13 protein-coding genes are annotated in these 17,663 nt (G+C 40.0%); 5 read left to right on the top strand and 8 right to left on the bottom strand.

Going from position 1 to position 17,663, the window contains the following annotated elements:
* Positions 1-35 precede the first annotated feature (35 nt).
* Positions 36-671, top strand: a complete 636-nt coding sequence (locus PAUR_RS23380) for a glutathione S-transferase family protein (RefSeq protein WP_192510116.1) — start codon at positions 36-38, stop codon at positions 669-671.
* On the opposite strand, the gene PAUR_RS23375 is transcribed toward PAUR_RS23380, so the two are convergent.
* The 4 genes from PAUR_RS23375 to PAUR_RS23360 form a co-directional block, all read right to left on the bottom strand.
* On the bottom strand, positions 662-1,345 hold the full coding sequence (locus PAUR_RS23375) for a GNAT family N-acetyltransferase (RefSeq protein ID WP_192510115.1): 684 nt from the start codon (positions 1,343-1,345) through the stop codon (positions 662-664). The two genes, PAUR_RS23380 and PAUR_RS23375, sit on opposite strands and share 10 nt — an antisense overlap.
* Positions 1,338-1,790, bottom strand: a complete 453-nt coding sequence (locus tag PAUR_RS23370; RefSeq protein WP_192510114.1) for a DMT family transporter — start codon at positions 1,788-1,790, stop codon at positions 1,338-1,340. The genes PAUR_RS23375 and PAUR_RS23370 overlap by 8 nt, the downstream gene beginning before the upstream one ends.
* Positions 1,787-2,431, bottom strand: coding sequence for a nitroreductase family protein (locus tag PAUR_RS23365; protein WP_192510113.1), 645 nt, complete (start codon positions 2,429-2,431; stop codon positions 1,787-1,789). Before PAUR_RS23365 ends, PAUR_RS23370 begins: the two co-directional genes overlap by 4 nt.
* Positions 2,432-2,513: 82 nt before the next feature.
* A complete protein-coding gene (locus PAUR_RS23360; protein WP_192510112.1) occupies positions 2,514-3,110 on the bottom strand; it encodes a Crp/Fnr family transcriptional regulator in 597 nt (198 codons plus the stop codon).
* Between the two features lie 93 nt (positions 3,111-3,203).
* Here PAUR_RS23360 and zapE point away from each other — a divergent pair, with 93 nt between their 5' ends.
* The 4 genes from zapE (at position 3,204) to PAUR_RS23340 (ending at position 8,013) form a co-directional block, all read left to right on the top strand.
* Positions 3,204-4,301 (top strand): cell division protein ZapE, encoded by a 1,098-nt coding sequence (gene zapE / locus PAUR_RS23355; protein ID WP_192510111.1) that lies wholly within the window; start codon positions 3,204-3,206, stop codon positions 4,299-4,301.
* A gap of 303 nt (positions 4,302-4,604) precedes the next feature.
* Positions 4,605-5,021 (top strand): hypothetical protein, encoded by a 417-nt coding sequence (locus PAUR_RS23350; protein ID WP_192510110.1) that lies wholly within the window; start codon positions 4,605-4,607, stop codon positions 5,019-5,021.
* Positions 5,022-5,591: 570 nt separating this feature from the next.
* Positions 5,592-7,226 (top strand): methyl-accepting chemotaxis protein, encoded by a 1,635-nt coding sequence (locus PAUR_RS23345; protein WP_192510109.1) that lies wholly within the window; start codon positions 5,592-5,594, stop codon positions 7,224-7,226.
* Positions 7,227-7,533: 307 nt separating this feature from the next.
* Positions 7,534-8,013 carry a LabA-like NYN domain-containing protein gene (locus PAUR_RS23340; RefSeq protein ID WP_192510108.1) on the top strand — a complete coding sequence of 160 codons (480 nt, stop codon included), beginning with the start codon at positions 7,534-7,536 and terminating at the stop codon, positions 8,011-8,013.
* A 526-nt stretch (positions 8,014-8,539) separates the two neighbouring features.
* On the opposite strand, the gene PAUR_RS23335 is transcribed toward PAUR_RS23340, so the two are convergent.
* From PAUR_RS23335 to PAUR_RS23320, 4 genes are all read right to left on the bottom strand, one after another.
* Complete coding sequence (locus tag PAUR_RS23335) at positions 8,540-9,586, bottom strand: fibrinogen-like YCDxxxxGGGW domain-containing protein (RefSeq protein WP_192510107.1); 1,047 nt, start codon at positions 9,584-9,586, stop codon at positions 8,540-8,542.
* 310 nt (positions 9,587-9,896) lie between these two features.
* Positions 9,897-10,355, bottom strand: coding sequence for a hypothetical protein (locus PAUR_RS23330; RefSeq protein WP_192510106.1), 459 nt, complete (start codon positions 10,353-10,355; stop codon positions 9,897-9,899).
* On the bottom strand, positions 10,352-14,929 hold the full coding sequence (locus PAUR_RS23325) for an RHS repeat domain-containing protein (RefSeq protein ID WP_192510105.1): 4,578 nt from the start codon (positions 14,927-14,929) through the stop codon (positions 10,352-10,354). Before PAUR_RS23325 ends, PAUR_RS23330 begins: the two co-directional genes overlap by 4 nt.
* A gap of 4 nt (positions 14,930-14,933) precedes the next feature.
* Complete coding sequence (locus tag PAUR_RS23320) at positions 14,934-17,618, bottom strand: hypothetical protein (RefSeq protein WP_192510104.1); 2,685 nt, start codon at positions 17,616-17,618, stop codon at positions 14,934-14,936.
* Between the last annotated feature and the right edge of the window lie 45 nt (positions 17,619-17,663).

The raw sequence follows: 17,663 nt of genomic DNA, 5'->3' as shown, positions 1-17,663 counted from the left end.
GTATGAAACGCTTAAACAAATCACAAAGGTAATTTATGTATACACTTTTTTATTATCCTCGTAATGCCAGTCTTGCCCCTCACTTTGTTTTAAAAGCTTTAGATGTACCATTTCAGCTTGAGCTCGTTGACAGAAAAAAAGTTGCACAAAAATCGGCACAATACCTACGCTTGAATCCAACAGGGCGAATACCCACCTTAGTAGATGATGACTTTGTATTATGTGAAAGTGCAGCAATATGCCTGTACTTATGCGAAAAGCACCCAGAAAAGCACTTGATCCCTGAAGGCCCTAAAGCCAAAGCGGAGTTTTATCAGTGGCTCATGTATTTAACCGGTACACTTCAGAATGAATTAATGGTGTACTTCTACCCCGAACGCCATACACAAAATGCCATTATGTATGACGATATAATAAAAACACAACAAACCCGGATCAGTGATGCTTTAGCCATTTTAGACCATAAAATTGGCGAAAGTGATTATCTCATTAATGACCAATTCACTGTATGTGACTGTTACATGTTTATGTTATGCATATGGGCAGACGAGATAACTAAGCCTCCTTTAAGTTTTGCAAACTTAAACCGTTACTTAAAACGCCTAGCAAAACACCCAGCTATAAAGAGCGTCTGTGAGTTTGAAGAGACCGACCTCACTATCTACAAATAACTTGATAGAAACCCTAGGGGCACAAAACCAAGACTTTCATAAATTTTTAGCCCCTTTTTTGATGCCTGTAATGACATAGACTTAGCGCTATTCCCCCTTGCTTGCTTTTCCAGCTGTAATAGCGCCTTACCTGCCAGCCCCCGACCTCGGCCCGCTTGTGTAATCGTCATTTGATGTATGCCTACATCATGCCCTTGAGCCCAAGTTAATACAGTCCCCACCGGCTCACCTTCGTTTAGAATAAAATAAAACTTAGAACGGCTATCAATAAACGCCCTTGCAATTGGTGCTTTATCAATTTTATAGCCAAACCCAGCACAGCCTAGAGACAACCATAGATCTAGCTCACTCTCACTTGATAGGGTCTTTATCGTGTTATCATCGCCAATATCAACATCGCCTAAAAGTAATTTATGCATTACCACCAACGCAGATACCGCATCTGAGTCTGGCTTTCTTTTAGTATCAAAACCAACCCCCTTTTTTTCTCGCGGTTTATCACGCTTATATCCCCTGATCACATTAGCCGGTTCATCAAAGAGCAGTGGCTCATGCCACACTTTATGAGGCCACTGACCATGAATACGCAAGTTTTGGTGTTTTGATACATCACCATAGCAATGCCACAATGACAGTAAATTTTGAATGTTTTCTTTAAGATAAAAATTACGCATACCCTTTCCCTTTATTAACTAAATAAATCCCCACTAGCAAAGCTAGGATCCCCAATACTTTTGTGGTTGTTATTGGTAGGGGTTCTGTATGGAACCACCCAAAATGATTAATCATCATGGCCATTAATAGTTGCCCAGTTAAAACCAAAGACATCAGATTTCCAATACCCATTTTTGGTATTAAATAGTAACTTAAGCCAACACCAATCACACTAAACAGCCCGCCCACCGTCCATAAATACCAAGGCACTTTTGTTGCAGTTTGCAGGTCGATTACAGGTCGTTCAGTTGAGAGATAAACCACCATTGCGTAGCATCCACTGACAAAAAAAGCCGTGGTGGTTGCCAATATTGGGCTTTTGAGCAAAACACCAAGTTGCGCGTTAATACTGGCCTGAAAAGCAATCGCCGCACCAGCAATGCACGCAAGTAAAACATACATCATGATGTAATATTGAGCACCAGCTCACTCAATAGCTTTCTTACCTTTACTGCATCAGCACTTTGATCGTTTCTATGGCGGTAACCTATCGGGCACGCAAGTACTGTTTTAAGGTGCTGCTCACCTAATTTTAAAACATCGTCATACGCTTTTGTGTCAATGCCCCCAACTGGACAGCTATCGACCCCCAAACTTGCAGCCGATACAAGGAATGTCCCCAACGCAATATTTACCTGCTGACTTGCCCAATGAAATTGTTGTTCAGTCGTCATTGCGGTCAGTGCATCACGCATATTTTCTTCCATTGCCTTCATTTTCGGCGCTGGTATTGTACTGACGTGTGAAAACACAGAGAAATAGTGTTGTATCATAGTGCGTATATCAGACATATCCGCAGCAAATATCAATAGGTGACTGTTAGTAGAAACTTTTTCTTTCCCACAGCTATGAGCAACCAATTTTTTCTTTAATGCGGGGTTTTCAATCACGATAATTTTATAAGGCTGTAGTCCATAAGAAGACGCACTTAAACCCGTCATCGTAAGCAACTGATCCAGACACTGTTGAGACACTTTTTTATCTGAAAACTGACGCACCGCATACCGCCAGTTTAAATAAGTAGAAATATCAGGGTAGCAAGTCATTACAATTATCCTCAATCATTTAATGTGGATTCATTGTATGGATAGGCCACGCTTACTTCATTTACCTATGTAAATACCTCGACTAATTTTCAACAAAATTTAATGACTTTCGAATACGGCTTAATTGTGTTGCAGAAATGCCAAGATGTGAGGCAACATGGTACTGGGCAATACGATTGGTAAGTGTGGGCCATTGCTGTAAAAATAACAGGTAACGCGCAGTGGCATCTTGTTGTACAAGTAAAATTTCCCTCTGGTCTTTATCTAATAGCCAATTGGCTTCTAGATATTTAATTTGAAATGCCATCAGTTCATTGCTAGTAAATAAGTAGGTGCGATAACGGTGAAAGTCAACTTCCACGAGTTCACAGTCTGTTAAACACTCAACCCCCTGATCAGTTGCTTTGCCCAAATGTAGCGCACTCATAACTCCTGGAAACTGCCCTTCAATAAAAAAACGCTTGTTATACTCTTGGCCTAAGTCATCACATGCGTAGAGTCTTGCAACGCCTTTGTGCAGAAAACAATAACTGGTTGGCATTTGAGAAAACGGGTATAAATGTTCGCCCTTACTTTTGGTGATCACCCGGCAAAAAGATAAAAATCGTTGCCAAGTTTCATCACTTAACGAAGAAAAAGCGTCCATTTCATTGCGCATATGGCTGTAGATAGCTGACATATAACCTCCTTATCAAAACTTCAAACCTTAAGCATCTAGGTTAATACCTATGAATATGCTCTAATACTGACAAATAATTTTACAGACTACTCAATGCTGCAACAATACCAGGCACAAATTCAATCAGGCAAACTCATTAACGACGTTGCACAACAGCACGCCCTAAATTATTTAACTCGCTTACAAGAAAAACTTGTTAATCAAAAGCCTTGTAGTGGCGCTTATTTATATGGTCCGGTTGGCCGTGGAAAAAGCATGCTAATGGACCTGTTTTTTAGTACGTTAGATAACATTCCAAAACAGCGTTTACACTTTCATCATTTTATGGCTTTAGTCCATAAAGAGCTAAATCAACTACAAGGGGCTGCCAACCCATTGCAATTAATTGCAGATACTTGGGCCAACAAAACCAAGGTACTCTGCTTTGACGAGTTTTTTGTCTCTGATATTGGAGACGCCATGATCATGGCCAGACTATTTGAACATTTGTTTAAAAATGGCCTAGTATTAGTCACTACATCAAATTGTCAGCCAGATCAACTATACCGAAATGGCTTACAACGAGACCGCTTCCTGCCGACCATTGAACTACTAAAGCAACACTGTGAATTAATGAGTGTACATGGTCATATCGACCACAGGTTTAACCATGGGTTTGATCCGAATTATATCTTTATCGAAGATCCTAGGCCATTCGATGACGCGCTTAAAAATGCACGCCAGCACAGCACCTCATTCAAACAGGTGTTCAATATTGATATTTGCAATCGACAAGTAGCAACGCTATGTTGCACCAGTAATCTAATTGCCTTTGATTTTATGCAGCTTTGTTCTGCGCCAAGGGCTACAGCTGACTACATGTACCTCGCACAAAATTATCCAGTTATATTTGTTAAGAACGTACCACAAATGGGTGTATTAGCTGACGATAAACATACCGTACAAGGTATTGAAGATGGCTATAAACGAGCACAACAGTCGGTGCAAAGCCACCAACTTGACGATGAAGCTCGAAGATTCATTGCCTTAGTGGATGAATATTATGACCAACGCTGCTTAGTTGTCATGCATTGTGCCGTAGAGCTTCAGTTGTTGTACGTCGGTAAACAGTTAGCATTTGAATTTGAACGAACTAAAAGCCGTTTGGTCGAAATGCAAAATTGGTCTATCACCGAGCGTTTAATGCAATAATTTATCCTAAGCACGAAAAACTAGGGGTTTTCGCGACCTCAATTTATATGCTGTGGTTGCCTGCTCACTTATGTACCTTATTCGTATTTCTCAATGACGGTGTGCCATGTTAATTCTCTGTGCGGCACTTTAGCACCTTATCAGCGAATAAATTATGCCGCGCTTCATAAGAACCGCCCAGGCCAACCAGCCCCCTTTGCATCCATTACCTCAAACCTTTGCATCAAAGGTGGATATGTTATACCATAACACTATAAGAAATAACTTTACTTTTAACTTTTAAATATAATTATTAGGGAACGCATGGGATTACTTGATTTAAATACGTATACGAACAATCGAAAAATAGTTGCTGTTATCGCGATATTAATTAGTATAACTGCATGGTTGGTAGAGTTAATGGGCGCGGTGTATGTTTGCCCATATTGTCGGGTGCAAAGAACAGTAATTGGGATACTCGGGATCATACTTATACTCCCATTTGTATACCACTGGATGGTCAAATATATTGCTATTGTCATTGGATTGTTCGGCGCTGTCGTTGCAGCCAATCAACACTTCATGGGCTGGAAGAAAATCTCAGCAGGAACATTTGAATTTAACAACAACGTACTCATCGATCCCTTTCTCTTATCTGGTTGTGCGATGTTTTTAATTACCGGGCTGGTTTTACTCATCATCAATCTCGAAATAAATATTAACCCCCCCTTAAACCACTAGGGTAGAAATCCGATACACTGCTATCAATAAATTCAGTGACGAGCTTACTCCCTATCATTTTTACGGTTCAAATGTTGAATTTAAAACAATGTTGTATCACTATGCAGCATTGTTCTATACTTTTTTACAACGTAAAGAACCAACCATAAAGTATTGTATTGAGTAGAGCATATTTATATATCTCCAATTATGAGTACACAACATGCTAATACCTAACATTAAGATATAAAGTATAAAAAACTAACTTTCCCCACTAAAATCGGCTCAAGGTAAACATACCTTCACTTAATTACAGGTTGTTAATCAAACATAAAACCATCCTTTATCACTATTAAACTTAACTCTTATTGTAAAGCATGCTCCCCATTTACATACTTTCACAATTTGAATAATGTGAATAATGTGAATAATGAGATTTATTATCAATAACATAGTTACCTTTAACCGTGTGGAAACTTAACAACGGCTCAGTTCCCTCTTTCATTATTACCTCCAAAGGGTACACTTGCGCCCCAAAATGACAACGCTGTTTCAATTAGCTATCAAATCTCAATCAGTTGAAGGTAAATCATGTTAAAAGTAAATCACCTTTTGGGCCAATTAAGTGTGGCAAATAAGCTAAGACTCAGCATCATACTCGCAAGTATTATCATCATTGGAATTCAACTTACCTCAGCGAATAAACTTGAGGCAACCATGATCGCCGAAAGAAAAATACAAGCTCAAAATTTGGTTGGGACTTTGAATTCTCAAATTAACGCGATAAAGCTCAACCATGAACTCAATGAGGAACAGCAAAAACGCCAAGCCAAACACCTAATTAACTCAACCAGATACGGCCAGTCAGGTTACTTTTTCATGTTTGATTTAGAGGGGAATATGATCACACACCCTATTAAACCAAAACTAAACGCCCAATCTATGACTTTGCACCCGCAGGCATTCATTTCATCTGCATTTACAGACTTTGTGGCAAAAGCAAAATTCCAACACCAAGGGTTCGTTCAATACCTGTGGCCAAAACCTGGATCGACAGAGCAAGAAAGTAAAACATCGTATATTTACCGCTTAAGTCACTGGAATTGGGCCATTGGCACCGGTATATATTTGGCTGATGTTCACCAAGCTTATCAAGACATCCTAGTCCAAATAGTCATTGAAACAGTGTTTTATATCGGCTTACTCGTATTGCTTTCACATGTTATTGCCAGAAACATCACCAAACCACTGACAAAACTCACCCGCACTATGGGACAAATCACCCAAAATAAAGATCTCACCATTCAATTAAAAAGCCAAGGTAATGATGAACTAACGATTATGGCTCTTACCTTCAACAGCATGAATCAACACTTTCGTGATGTACTCAACAATATTAACGGTAATACCCATTCACTCGCCTCTCAGGCTGAAGAACTTGCGTGTGTGACAAATCAAATTCAAACCGGTATTAAACAACAAAATACCGATACTGAATCTGTACAAAATAAAATATCGGCGCTAAGCGCATCATCAGAGTCGGTATTTTTACAAACACAGCATGCTTTAAAAACCGCTCAACAATCGTCGCAACTTACCGAACAAGGCATTGAACATTTGCAATCAAATATGGCTGCTATCGAAAAAGTGGCAGAAAGCGTATCTCAAGCAGAAAAAGTGGTTATCGATTTACAGCAATCATCGACTGAAATCGGCGCCGTGCTCGATGTGATAAATAAAGTGGCAGAACAAACCAACTTGCTCGCTTTAAACGCCGCAATAGAAGCCGCCAGAGCCGGTGAACAAGGCTGTGGGTTCGCTGTCGTTGCTGACGAAGTTAGAACATTGGCCATGCGCACCCAACAATCAACGGATGATATTCAAAATATAATTGCTAAGCTCCATCAAGGCGTCGCCGCCACCGTAACCGAAATGTTAACTTGCAAACGTGCAACTGAACAAGGGTTAGAAACAGGCTCTAGATGTAACGACACACTAAAAAGAATTGACTCAGCAGTGAAATCATTGAGTGAAATAAATATTAAAATTGCTAACTCTGCCCAAGTTCAAACGCAAAATACCAGTGATATTGCCAATAGGATGAGTGGTATCGCCCTTGTTGCGAGTCAAACAGAAACTGGGGCGGAGCATACAAAGGCCTCAAGCCACAACTTAAGCGAAATGTCGCATCAGTTAAATCATCTGGTCAGTGAATTTAAAGTGTAGTGCGTGATCAGCCTTATTTTGGCGGCATTGGTCGCCAAATATATGCGCTTTTTCAAAGCCTTTGCAATATGCTTACAGCGGCCAATTTAACATTTACACTAAACGGGTCCGTTTTCGTGTCGTTATTCCACATTAATGCGGTCGTAACATTGTAAAAATGCCACCGCATACCAGCCCAAAAGAATTGCCTTGTCTACCAACACCGTAGCTTATAATCTTATTCGGTACAAGTTTATCGTATCAATGACAAATAACTTCTAATACTATAAGGTACCGATTCTAAAAGAATAACCACTTAGGCTTAGCCATGAAAAAGATCGCAATTTTTGTCGATGTTCAAAATATCTATTACACCTGTAGACAATCTTTAGGTGGCAACTTTGATTACAATGCGTTTTGGGCACAAGCGAAAGAGTTTGGTCAAATTGAATACGCCTATGCCTATGCAACCTACAAAGGCGACGATAAACAAACTCAATTTCAAAATATTTTACGAGCAATTGGTTTTGAGGTGAAGCTTAAGCCCTATATTCAACGACAAGATGGTTCAAAAAAAGGAGATTGGGATGTGGGTATTACCATTGATATGATGGAGGCGGCTAAAAAAGTTGATGAAATCATACTGTTATCTGGTGATGGCGACTTTGCCATTTTACTCGCACATTTACGTAATCAATATCAAATCAAAAGCACCGTTTATGGCGCGACCAAGTTAACCGCAAATTTACTCATTGAATCGTGTGACGACTTCATCCCGATAAATTCTTCGTTATTATTGAGCCGTTAGCCTTTGGTCAATAAGCAGCCGTGCTTTCACTAAACTAAAAGCTTGCTTCGGAGCCTATTCATGACTTTCTATTTAACTTCAGGTTTGGATAAGGGTTTTGGAATAGAAAATGTTTTGAAAATAAACTTACGTACAATCCAATGATGGTATTTTGTTCAATACCAAGACGCTTTTATGCAGTAATAGCTGGCTATTACAAATGAAAGCAACGCCGAGAGTGAGAAAAATAGCTTTATTGGGCAAATTCGCTTATCCAGAGCTGAGGTTATTTACACACCCATAGACCCTGACCTTCGTCAGGGAGACGAATACACTGTGCTTCACAATTCTTCGAATACAACGGCAAGCCGCATGTAACCGAAGCTCTTTTTTTTACCTAAATTGAACGCTGTCTCTATTTGTTTAATCTGTTTCTTTATGATTATTTACGTAAAAAGGGCCAGACCGTAAGTTCATAATACTTTAAATATGTAGTCAGCATTATGAAACGAGGCATTTGACCCATTTCAACCTTAAGTTACAACGATTAACGCATCCACAGAAGCGCAAAAGTTGTGCCATTTGGCTCAGCGTTAGTCGCACACCTTGTTGAACCTAAGCCTCCCGATTTATATTCACCACGTGCTACCCAACAGTGTGTTGTGCCATATAAATCAATTTGCCACCCAATTTGGTAAGTACTGCGATAAACCGTGTCGTTCCACTCTAAATAAGCAGGGTTTACACATCCTGTTCTTAACGTTGTAGCATCATTATAATCAGTTCTACATGAAGGAACATCCACCAGTTTTGGCATGTATTCACCGCGGTCAAGATAACCCCATGAGTAACGAACAAGCTCAAGTTCATGGGCCGTTAGATTATCGGCAAATACTTGTTTTCCAGTGTCACATAATTCACCAACATTGCAGGCAATCTGCTCTTTTGCATCACTGAACTTGGCGAGCGTACCTGGATACATCCAAAGTTGGGTTGGCCCACTTGGGTTCGTTTCTGGTATTTGGCCATATTCAGAGATACGTTTAATACCCCCTGGTGCCGTATTCGGATAACTCCCAACTAATGTCCAGCCACCGCCATTGGATGTCATGTCACAATAAGCAGACATAGGGTCATTATTGTCATCCACTAACTCGTAGACACCATCGCCGATACTGGCGCCTGAATCTAAAATTTGTTTACAGGTGGTAAAAACTTGCTGTTTATAATTTACTAAGCCCCAATCTCCTGAACTGCCATCATCACTATGCCAGCTACCTTGATAGCCACCATTGCTTGTTTTATGACCTGAGAAATATTGATTTTGCCCAGTATTTAGCTTACTTATTTCAAACTGAATACTCACGCCATTGTCGCTGGTCGAGCCTGAAACTATCTTGTTATTAGATGTTGCAATAAAGTGAGAGTTAAATCCTTGAAAAACATAATCTGTAGCGACTTCATTAAATAAAGCACCATTATGCTCATGGTCTATTTTTAAATTATATACACCTTCAAACCGTGTTTTTATTTGCTCCGCGTGTACAGTGCCACTTAATATAGTGAGAGATAGTGAAGTCCATAAAATGTTCATGCTAATTCCTTAACTACTATTTAAAAAGGAATATTACATAATTTCAATGTTGCACACAACGCGATACTAAACCTCTGTGAATCATTGTGTAACTCCCCACAAAAAAGCACGGCATACACACCGTGCTATTAAATGGTAATAAGGCGTTGCAGACAAATCAATTAAAGCATTCCTTGCGCTTGTCATTTTAATTACTCACAAAAGCTGGATATATCAATAGTCGTTAACTAACCCAATTGTGCAAGAAACTTATGCCTGTACTTTCTTAGTTTTGTCCTTTTCCTAATCTAAATTTTTTAAAGTTAAAAGCCTACAAATTAATCGTATGATATAGGCATTCAGATTTAAAGACTTTCCCCCCCACATTTTTCACTTTATTAGTCAATAGATCTTTGAGAATGTAACCGCCCCCAAGCAGCACAATACCATTTTCATAATAATGTATATTAAACTTATGTTTATATTTCTCATTGGATAATACCGCTGTTTTTTCAACCTTTAACTTCCCGACCCTATAATCCGGTACTTGCTCAAGCTTTTTGATACACATATTTATCGAGCTAAGCGTTTCTTTGTCTCTATAAAGCCTAAAACCAGTTTTGTCACTGAGAAAACGAGAATTAGATACTTCAAAGGTAGTAAAATTTGATGATTTCATTAATTCAAACGCTTTGCCACTTTCCACTTTCCCTACGACGATGGTGTAGAAAATATAAATCATATATGTGATTATAAATACTTTTACCGCTGTACCTAACTTGGTATTCATCTACTCGAACCTTGTTTTCTCTTTGTCATATTTCCACGGTGAGAGAGGCTATTTCTAAAGCCTGGTCTACTTCCTTTCCCTGTTGGGTTGGGTGCTGTCTGACCCATAGGCTGCGCTGCTGCGTCTATTAAATCGTCAACAGTTGCATCGATTAATTCACCTAACTTCTTGAAATTAACACCTCCAATATCTGTCGCTTCTCCATACCCTCTATGCATGAAGCCAGCAGCATTTGGTGTCCCTCCAAATAATGATACTTGCACACCGTATTCAGGATCTTTCCCAACCGTCATTACTCCCGCTACAGACCCACCAGCCAAAGCCTTAGCTTCGGCACCGGCCAATACATATTCACCGGTCATAGCTTTTTGCCATTTTCCTGTAAAAAAACCAAATTCAACACCACCTGACACACCAGGTAACCCACTGTGGGCTCCGCCTTCAATTGATGAATAAACTCCCCATTCAAGTCCATCAAACGAAATGTCTACAAAAGACCCTATAGCACCAGCTCCACTTACGCCTGCATTGCCACTACCAGTGCCACCATAGTACACCACGAACATACCTGTAGGATCAATATACTTATACGGATTATTATTCGCATACACATAACGATTAAAGCTATGCATATCGCGGAACCCAATAGGGTCATTCGAATAGAAACGACCTATGACTGGATCATAGTATCGTGCCTGCATATAGCTTAAATTCAAATCGGTATCAAATTTGTGCCCCGTAAACCCAATATCATCTTGTGCTGCATTAATGGTTTCACCAAAAGGTTTATAATGCTGTTTACTCTCAGCTAGCGTTTTTGGTTGTACATCACCATATTTTGCTATTAATTTACCACTGAGATATATATTGTTTGTGCCTTCAAGCGATAAATTCTCTGAAGTCTCTTGATAGACCAGCACACCTGATTTGCTATAAAAACTATAAGACTTCCCATTATTATCATTACTGATCACACGATAATTGTGCCCATCATATACATAGGTGTTTCCTTTGGCTGACTTTAGCTGGTTAGCATCATTAAACTGCAATGCAAAAGCGCCATTGTGTTTAATGTTTCCACGGCTATCATACTGAATATTGTCATATTTTCCTGATATACCAGAAACCGACGAAAGTTGATTTTTAGCATTGTACGTATAAGACAGAGCTCTGCCTTTACTGGAGTATTTTAGAATGTTGCCGAAGTCATCATACTCTAAGGCGCTAGAGCCTATACTTTGGCCTCCCGTGGTCGCTGTCAGCCTATCTAAACTGTCATACTTTAGATTTGTTAAGCTGTACGCCGACGTGTTGGCACCATCAAGAATTTTTGTAATATTGTCATTATTATCATAACTATAAGATAGGTGGACTAAATGGGCATTACCTTGTTTATCTGATAATGCTTTAGGACGTTGACTATCATCATAAAACGATAAACTGTGTTTTACACCATTACCATAAGTAAACCCACTGATTGCACCATTAACGTAATATTCAACATCGGATGCAAATACCTGTAGTTCAGTTCCCTCACTGGTCACCGCGGTGACTGATTGCGCTTTACCAAACCCATTAGGGTCAAATTCAACAATGGTGTTATCTGGGTACACTTGTTGTTGTATATGTTTGGCTGCATTATATCTATAATCTAGTACCAGCGGTTGCTCACCTACTAATTGCAATGTCTCTTTTTCAAGTAAGTCTTGATTGTTGTAGCTGTAGGTATGCGTCACATCACCTACCACTAACTCTGTTAAGTTACTATTTCTATCATAACTATAAGTTTTATCAAGTTTGTCATCTACATAATCAACTGTTCTTATACTGCCAACATTATCATAGGTAAAAAATACACTCCCAGCGGGCGCTTCATCTACACACTCGGTTGCAGAACTGCCAAATTTCTTCCACGTCGCTTCGCCTAGTGCATTTCGCCCAATGAGTACATTGCCTACATCTTTTCTAATTACCAAACAGAGTTGCTTATACTCATTGAACTTACGCTCTTCGGTAAAAGTGGTAAGTTTACCATCTTGATCTTTACCTATTTGCGACACTTTGTGCGCTAAACCAAAAGCATCTAATTCTGTATTTGTTACCAAACCATTAGGTGATTCAAGTTTGTTCACCAGCTCATATGTTGGGGCTATAAATGCTTCATACGTAGTGGTCGTTGTGTGATTACGTGCATCTGTCACCTTGATTTTATTACCTGTAAGGTATGTGAAATGCACTGTGCCTCGACCATCTTGAGTCACACTTTTCTTGCGTCGGCTCTCATCATAATCAGTATGAGTGCCCAATGTTTCAGCGTTTGATGTAGAAATATTCGATGCAAATGTGACCTGACCATACTTATTGTATTCAAAGCGCTGATATCGACTACTTGTCGTCGCCTGAGTGTTCACTAAATCATGCCATTCCTGCTTAATAGTGTTCATATTCGCATCAAAGTGCTTAACCACTTTAAAGGTTTGATCGTTGGTACAGGCCGTTTTTTCAGTGTTAAGAACACATGTTGTTATTACTTGTTTAACCGCACTTGGCCACTCAACTAACTCACCTTGCCAGTCAATATCCCTCGCGATGTCACGAATACTCTGTTTAGAAGCAACACGCCCTAACTTATCAAATGTCGTTGACGTAATCCCTCCATTAAAGTTATTAACTGATGTGACCCATCCCAGCCCATTTGCAACTTGCTTGATTGACATAGTGTTATTGCTATGTGGTCTACGAGAAGTTGTGTTTTCCGGCACATTGCCGTAATAGGTACTGTCAAAATGTTGGTTTCGATTTAGCGTATTCGTATCTTGTAACACATTGTAATGAATAGATTTTAGGCCGCCGTGGCTATGGTAGCTACTTGTACTCTGTAACAAACCGAATTTGTATACTTCCTTTGGGCGGCCAAAATGATAGCTCGTCTTCGATACTTGAGTGTACTTACTCGCAACATCTGTTTCAGACACCCATACTGATGATACGTTACCAATGAGTCTGCTAGCAGTGCTGCTCGTATAGCCATACTTTATATATTTACTATCCCCCTGAAATTGCATATTTGTAATGTCTTCAGTTGGCAGTGTTGTGCTACTAAAACGTGTATGTTGCACTTCCCAAGGTAAATTAAACGCTTCATATTTTTTATAATGAGTCCCATAGGTATCATAACCACCCTCCATTTTATAGCTGGTATATTCACGCTTCTTGCGAACCACCTTACAACCATTGATATATGCAAACTCATAATATGGCGGATTAAGCTGCTTTAAGCACAACTCTGTACCTACACTCGCTTGTTCCCAAAGAACTTCTTGCCTAAGTAAGAGACTCTGTTGCTCCCACTTAGAGTGCAGTTCCATACCTGTTTCATTGGGACCATAATAACGCTCTCGTTTATATATTTTACCGTGGTAATCAGAACCATGAATATAGTAAACATCGCTTACGCCATTTTCGGTAACAACATTATTGCCATTATCATCCTTTGCATATTCATATACCCAAACTCGATGCCCAGCAGCACCTGGGTAGCCTACTTCTGGGTTCACTCGACGATAAATAAAACTACGCGGGGCAACATTAGGTCCTGTGATATCTTTAGCGGTAACCGTTAGGCTATTTCGGCTTCCCTCCCAATAACCAGCATAATCGTACGTGACCTTTAATTTAGAGGGTAATGTGATACTTTTTATCGATGTTCCCCCCCCAGTATAAACACCGGTATGAGTAAAGTCGGTTCTTTGCTTTTCAGCATCTAAAACATAATCGATTTGATTAAGAGCATCGTAATAAAAATTCGTCACATACGTGTCAGTGTCATCTGTCAGCGTGATGCTCTCTAGTAACCCTTTTGTATCAAAGCCTAATTCAGAGGTGATATTACCAATTGTGAGTTTTCCTCCAGAGACTGAAACACTGTTACCAAACTGATCTTGTAACGACTCTAACGGCCACCTTAAGTAGTTACCGTCAACTTGTTTTGCACCAAACTTCACTTGCATGCCATCAGGGTATAACACCATCGGTTTTGCATTGCTGTCACATCTAAGTACTGCACCGCCTTGAAATACCGCTAAATCTTGTGTCGACCGTGTACCCGCTGTTGACCCTTGCGGAGCAGATGATTGACGCCCTGTGTCACTCGTTGTTTGAAAATCAATGCCTGCAACAGCACCCAAACATCCCATAGTTTTTATTGAACGTTGACCAACCTTACTCGTGGTGCCTATAAGCTTAAACCCATGTCGGCTTTCATCAAAACCAAAAAATGGAAATACCGCACCATTTCTAAAACCTTTAACTTTATAGCCAACAACCACTTCTTTTCCGCTTGGAAACGGAATTCTACCAGTTACAAACGTGTGTTCTAACTTCAAACCTTGGATAGAAATACGTTCGGTTGGAAAGTCACTAATGTGATTTTTTAATAAAGTCTGTTCACTGGCTTGTTTATCTTTCGCCGATGGAGGTATGATCCCTGTATCAGCTAGCGCAGAACCCATATTAAGTGCCCAGCTTAAACAGCATCCTTTAACCATTAAGCTATATAATTTATTATATGTCATGTAATTACTCCTTAGTCTCTGCCACAGGGCTGCCCAATAAGTCCGTATGTATAAAGATCACGCTCTTCTTTTTTTCCATTGGATAGATCCAACTTGAACACTTCCCGTCACTAAAACATACCTTAATATGGTATAAACGGTGACCACTTTGATTTAAGTTATAGCTCGATTGACCGCCCGGTAAATTTGCCAGCGGAGTCCAATTCAGTGCTGATAGGTCATCGCAGCTGCTTGCACATACTGCACTTTCAATCTCAAAGCTGGTTGCTCCTGCGACTGCGGACCATGTCAGCTTACTACCGTCATTTTCAAACGAAAATTCAGTGTTCAATACGTCAACTTGCACTTCAGATAGTTCAATTTCTCCGCATACATTTTTGTCTGGTTTATCGCTTAGTACCGGAATAAGTATCGCGTTTGCGGTGACGGGTACAAGCACCTTACTCTGTGCTAGTCCGCATGCTTGCGCGTAAAAACGATACACACCTGGCGCATCAAATGTATAGTCAACCTTTCCTAGTGCGCTATTATTTTGCGTCGCAACAACCGCTTTTTTATTACTGCCCGGTTTTAATACAGATAACGACGTTTCAAATCGATTTTTTTGTGGCTTTATAAACTGCCACGTGATTTCTTCGCGAGAGTGCAAAAATGCCTTATCTGGTGCCTCTATTTTAAGCAAAAGGTCGAACTCTTTAACAATGACTTTATAATTAAGCTCTGTACATGCAAGATCAGGGTTGCATGCACTTATCTTATAAATGTATGTACCAACTACGTCATGTTTTGGCGGTGTATAGGAGGTTGACTCGCCGCTATATAGCTCTTTCCCATTATGAGCTACTTTATAGTACCCCCCTGAAACCAAGCCACCAGGACGATGCCACTCTAGTGAAAAGTTAACGCCTGTGGCAACCGTCATAAATAAGCTAGAGACTCTGGGTGCACCCGGTGACGTATAGACATATACACGCTTTTCACTGACTTTAGACCCCAGCGCATTCTTTGCTTCAAGTCGGTAAGTATAGTGTCCATAGCTATTAATAACCCGCCCAACAACAGGCTCTGACCCTAACTCTTGTTCATCCGACGAATTATGACGTTCTGTTAATGTATAACCCTCACCGCTGACCTTGGTCCAATCAATATTAAATGGCGTACTAACTGGAATATAGAGGGTACTTTCTCCACCGGAGCTAATTCGTAGTTCAGGAGTCTTAATTTCAAATGCAGCACCAACTGATAACGAGCTTGTACCACCCGCTAAATTATTCGGGTTAATTGCCTGTACATGGTAGTTATATGTACCGGCAGCACTTATTACCTCACTAAACTTTTTTGATTCACCTTCATAAACAATCGTCTCGTCTCGCGTCACTTTATATTTAATACCTGGCACACTTCCACCAGGAGTACCCCATGATAAAGTCACGCTTTTGCCTACTTCTACATTTGCAGGTGTTGCTACAAAGAATTTTGGTGCACCTGGCCCTGTATATATTTTTACCGGCTGCTGAGCTGACTCTGACCCTTTTGAATTGTATGCACGAATAGTATATGTATATTGGCCATATTGGCTATGTCCGGCGATTCTGATTGGAGATTTACTACCTCGAACCACAGTTTGTCCGTTAAATGTTTCAGTTACCTCATATTGCTCACCGAGTACTTCCTCCCAATGAATTTCAAACGCCTGATTGACTGGAATATAAGAAGTGTTTGCACCTAGTGAAATCGTGGTTATATTTGGCGTTTTTGGGGGGTACTCTTTAATAACGGCTTTAACAGACAGGGTACTTGTACCACCCGCTAAGCCTGTCGGGTTTATTGCCTGCACCGTATAATTATACACCCCTTCTGCGGTAATGGCGTCATTAAAGTACGTCAACGGCCCTTGATAAACAACCCGTTCTTCTCGCATGACTTTGTATTTAATGCCAGGCACACTTCCACCAGGCTCAGTCCACGATAGAGTCACTACTTTACCGACTTCAGCTTCCGCCGGATTAGCTGTTAAAGTTCTTGGTGCACCTGGCCCTGTATAAACCATTACATGTCTAGTCGTACTATATGGGCCACACACATCCACAATATTACAGCCACGTACAGAGAAAGACTTTTGACCATAATGAGCACTGCTGGTCGTATAGCTATTAGTGGATATTGTTTTCCCATCAATCTGATAATACGAAGCTGCGCTATCATTGCTCCAACTTAGCGTAAATTCAGAATTAATCGGGTAATAACTAGACATAGATGAAAAAGTCGGCGTTTTAGGTAATGGGGGTTGTGGCACGGTGAGACATTGTTCTGCATCAAATAGTCCAAACTGATTTGCTGAACTATCCCAGCCACGGAGCATAAAACACCAACGGCCAACTTGCGTTAACTGAATTGAAGTTCCATTACCTCGATAGTCTGTATATGCCCAACCATTATTACCCTGTTTTATAGCAAGCTTAACAAATGAAAAATTAACACTTTTAAATTCGCTTAATGGCGACCAGCTAATGTTGGCGGTGGTTGAACCATTTATTTGTACAGTCGATGATAGGTTTAAAGTATGAGTGACTTTGTTATAAACATTATTTGCAAGTGATTGGGGCGATACCAACATTAATAAAATGCTAAAAAACACCGATAACTTAATCGCAGGACTTACACGAAACAACTCGGCTATACTTTTCATTGACCTTCCATTCTAAATCTAGCTGATATACTAATCAGCACCTTT

This window comes from Pseudoalteromonas aurantia 208 (genome assembly GCF_014858725.1).
In the GTDB taxonomy this organism is placed as follows: domain Bacteria; phylum Pseudomonadota; class Gammaproteobacteria; order Enterobacterales; family Alteromonadaceae; genus Pseudoalteromonas; species Pseudoalteromonas aurantia.
Note: the sequence above shows the minus strand (reverse complement) of the source record. Positions and strands in the feature narration are given on the sequence as shown.

Excerpts from the sequence above, each read along its gene's own strand:
- PAUR_RS23380 (WP_192510116.1), top strand. The coding sequence starts at position 36 with ATGTATACACTTTTTTATTATCCTCGTAATGCCAGTCTTGCCCCTCAC.
- PAUR_RS23375 (WP_192510115.1), bottom strand. The coding sequence starts at position 1,345 with ATGCGTAATTTTTATCTTAAAGAAAACATTCAAAATTTACTGTCATTG.
- PAUR_RS23370 (WP_192510114.1), bottom strand. The coding sequence starts at position 1,790 with ATGATGTATGTTTTACTTGCGTGCATTGCTGGTGCGGCGATTGCTTTT.
- PAUR_RS23365 (WP_192510113.1), bottom strand. The coding sequence starts at position 2,431 with ATGACTTGCTACCCTGATATTTCTACTTATTTAAACTGGCGGTATGCG.
- PAUR_RS23360 (WP_192510112.1), bottom strand. The coding sequence starts at position 3,110 with ATGTCAGCTATCTACAGCCATATGCGCAATGAAATGGACGCTTTTTCT.
- zapE (WP_192510111.1), top strand. The coding sequence starts at position 3,204 with ATGCTGCAACAATACCAGGCACAAATTCAATCAGGCAAACTCATTAAC.
- PAUR_RS23350 (WP_192510110.1), top strand. The coding sequence starts at position 4,605 with ATGGGATTACTTGATTTAAATACGTATACGAACAATCGAAAAATAGTT.
- PAUR_RS23345 (WP_192510109.1), top strand. The coding sequence starts at position 5,592 with ATGTTAAAAGTAAATCACCTTTTGGGCCAATTAAGTGTGGCAAATAAG.
- PAUR_RS23340 (WP_192510108.1), top strand. The coding sequence starts at position 7,534 with ATGAAAAAGATCGCAATTTTTGTCGATGTTCAAAATATCTATTACACC.
- PAUR_RS23335 (WP_192510107.1), bottom strand. The coding sequence starts at position 9,586 with ATGAACATTTTATGGACTTCACTATCTCTCACTATATTAAGTGGCACT.
- PAUR_RS23330 (WP_192510106.1), bottom strand. The coding sequence starts at position 10,355 with ATGAATACCAAGTTAGGTACAGCGGTAAAAGTATTTATAATCACATAT.
- PAUR_RS23325 (WP_192510105.1), bottom strand. The coding sequence starts at position 14,929 with ATGACATATAATAAATTATATAGCTTAATGGTTAAAGGATGCTGTTTA.
- PAUR_RS23320 (WP_192510104.1), bottom strand. The coding sequence starts at position 17,618 with ATGAAAAGTATAGCCGAGTTGTTTCGTGTAAGTCCTGCGATTAAGTTA.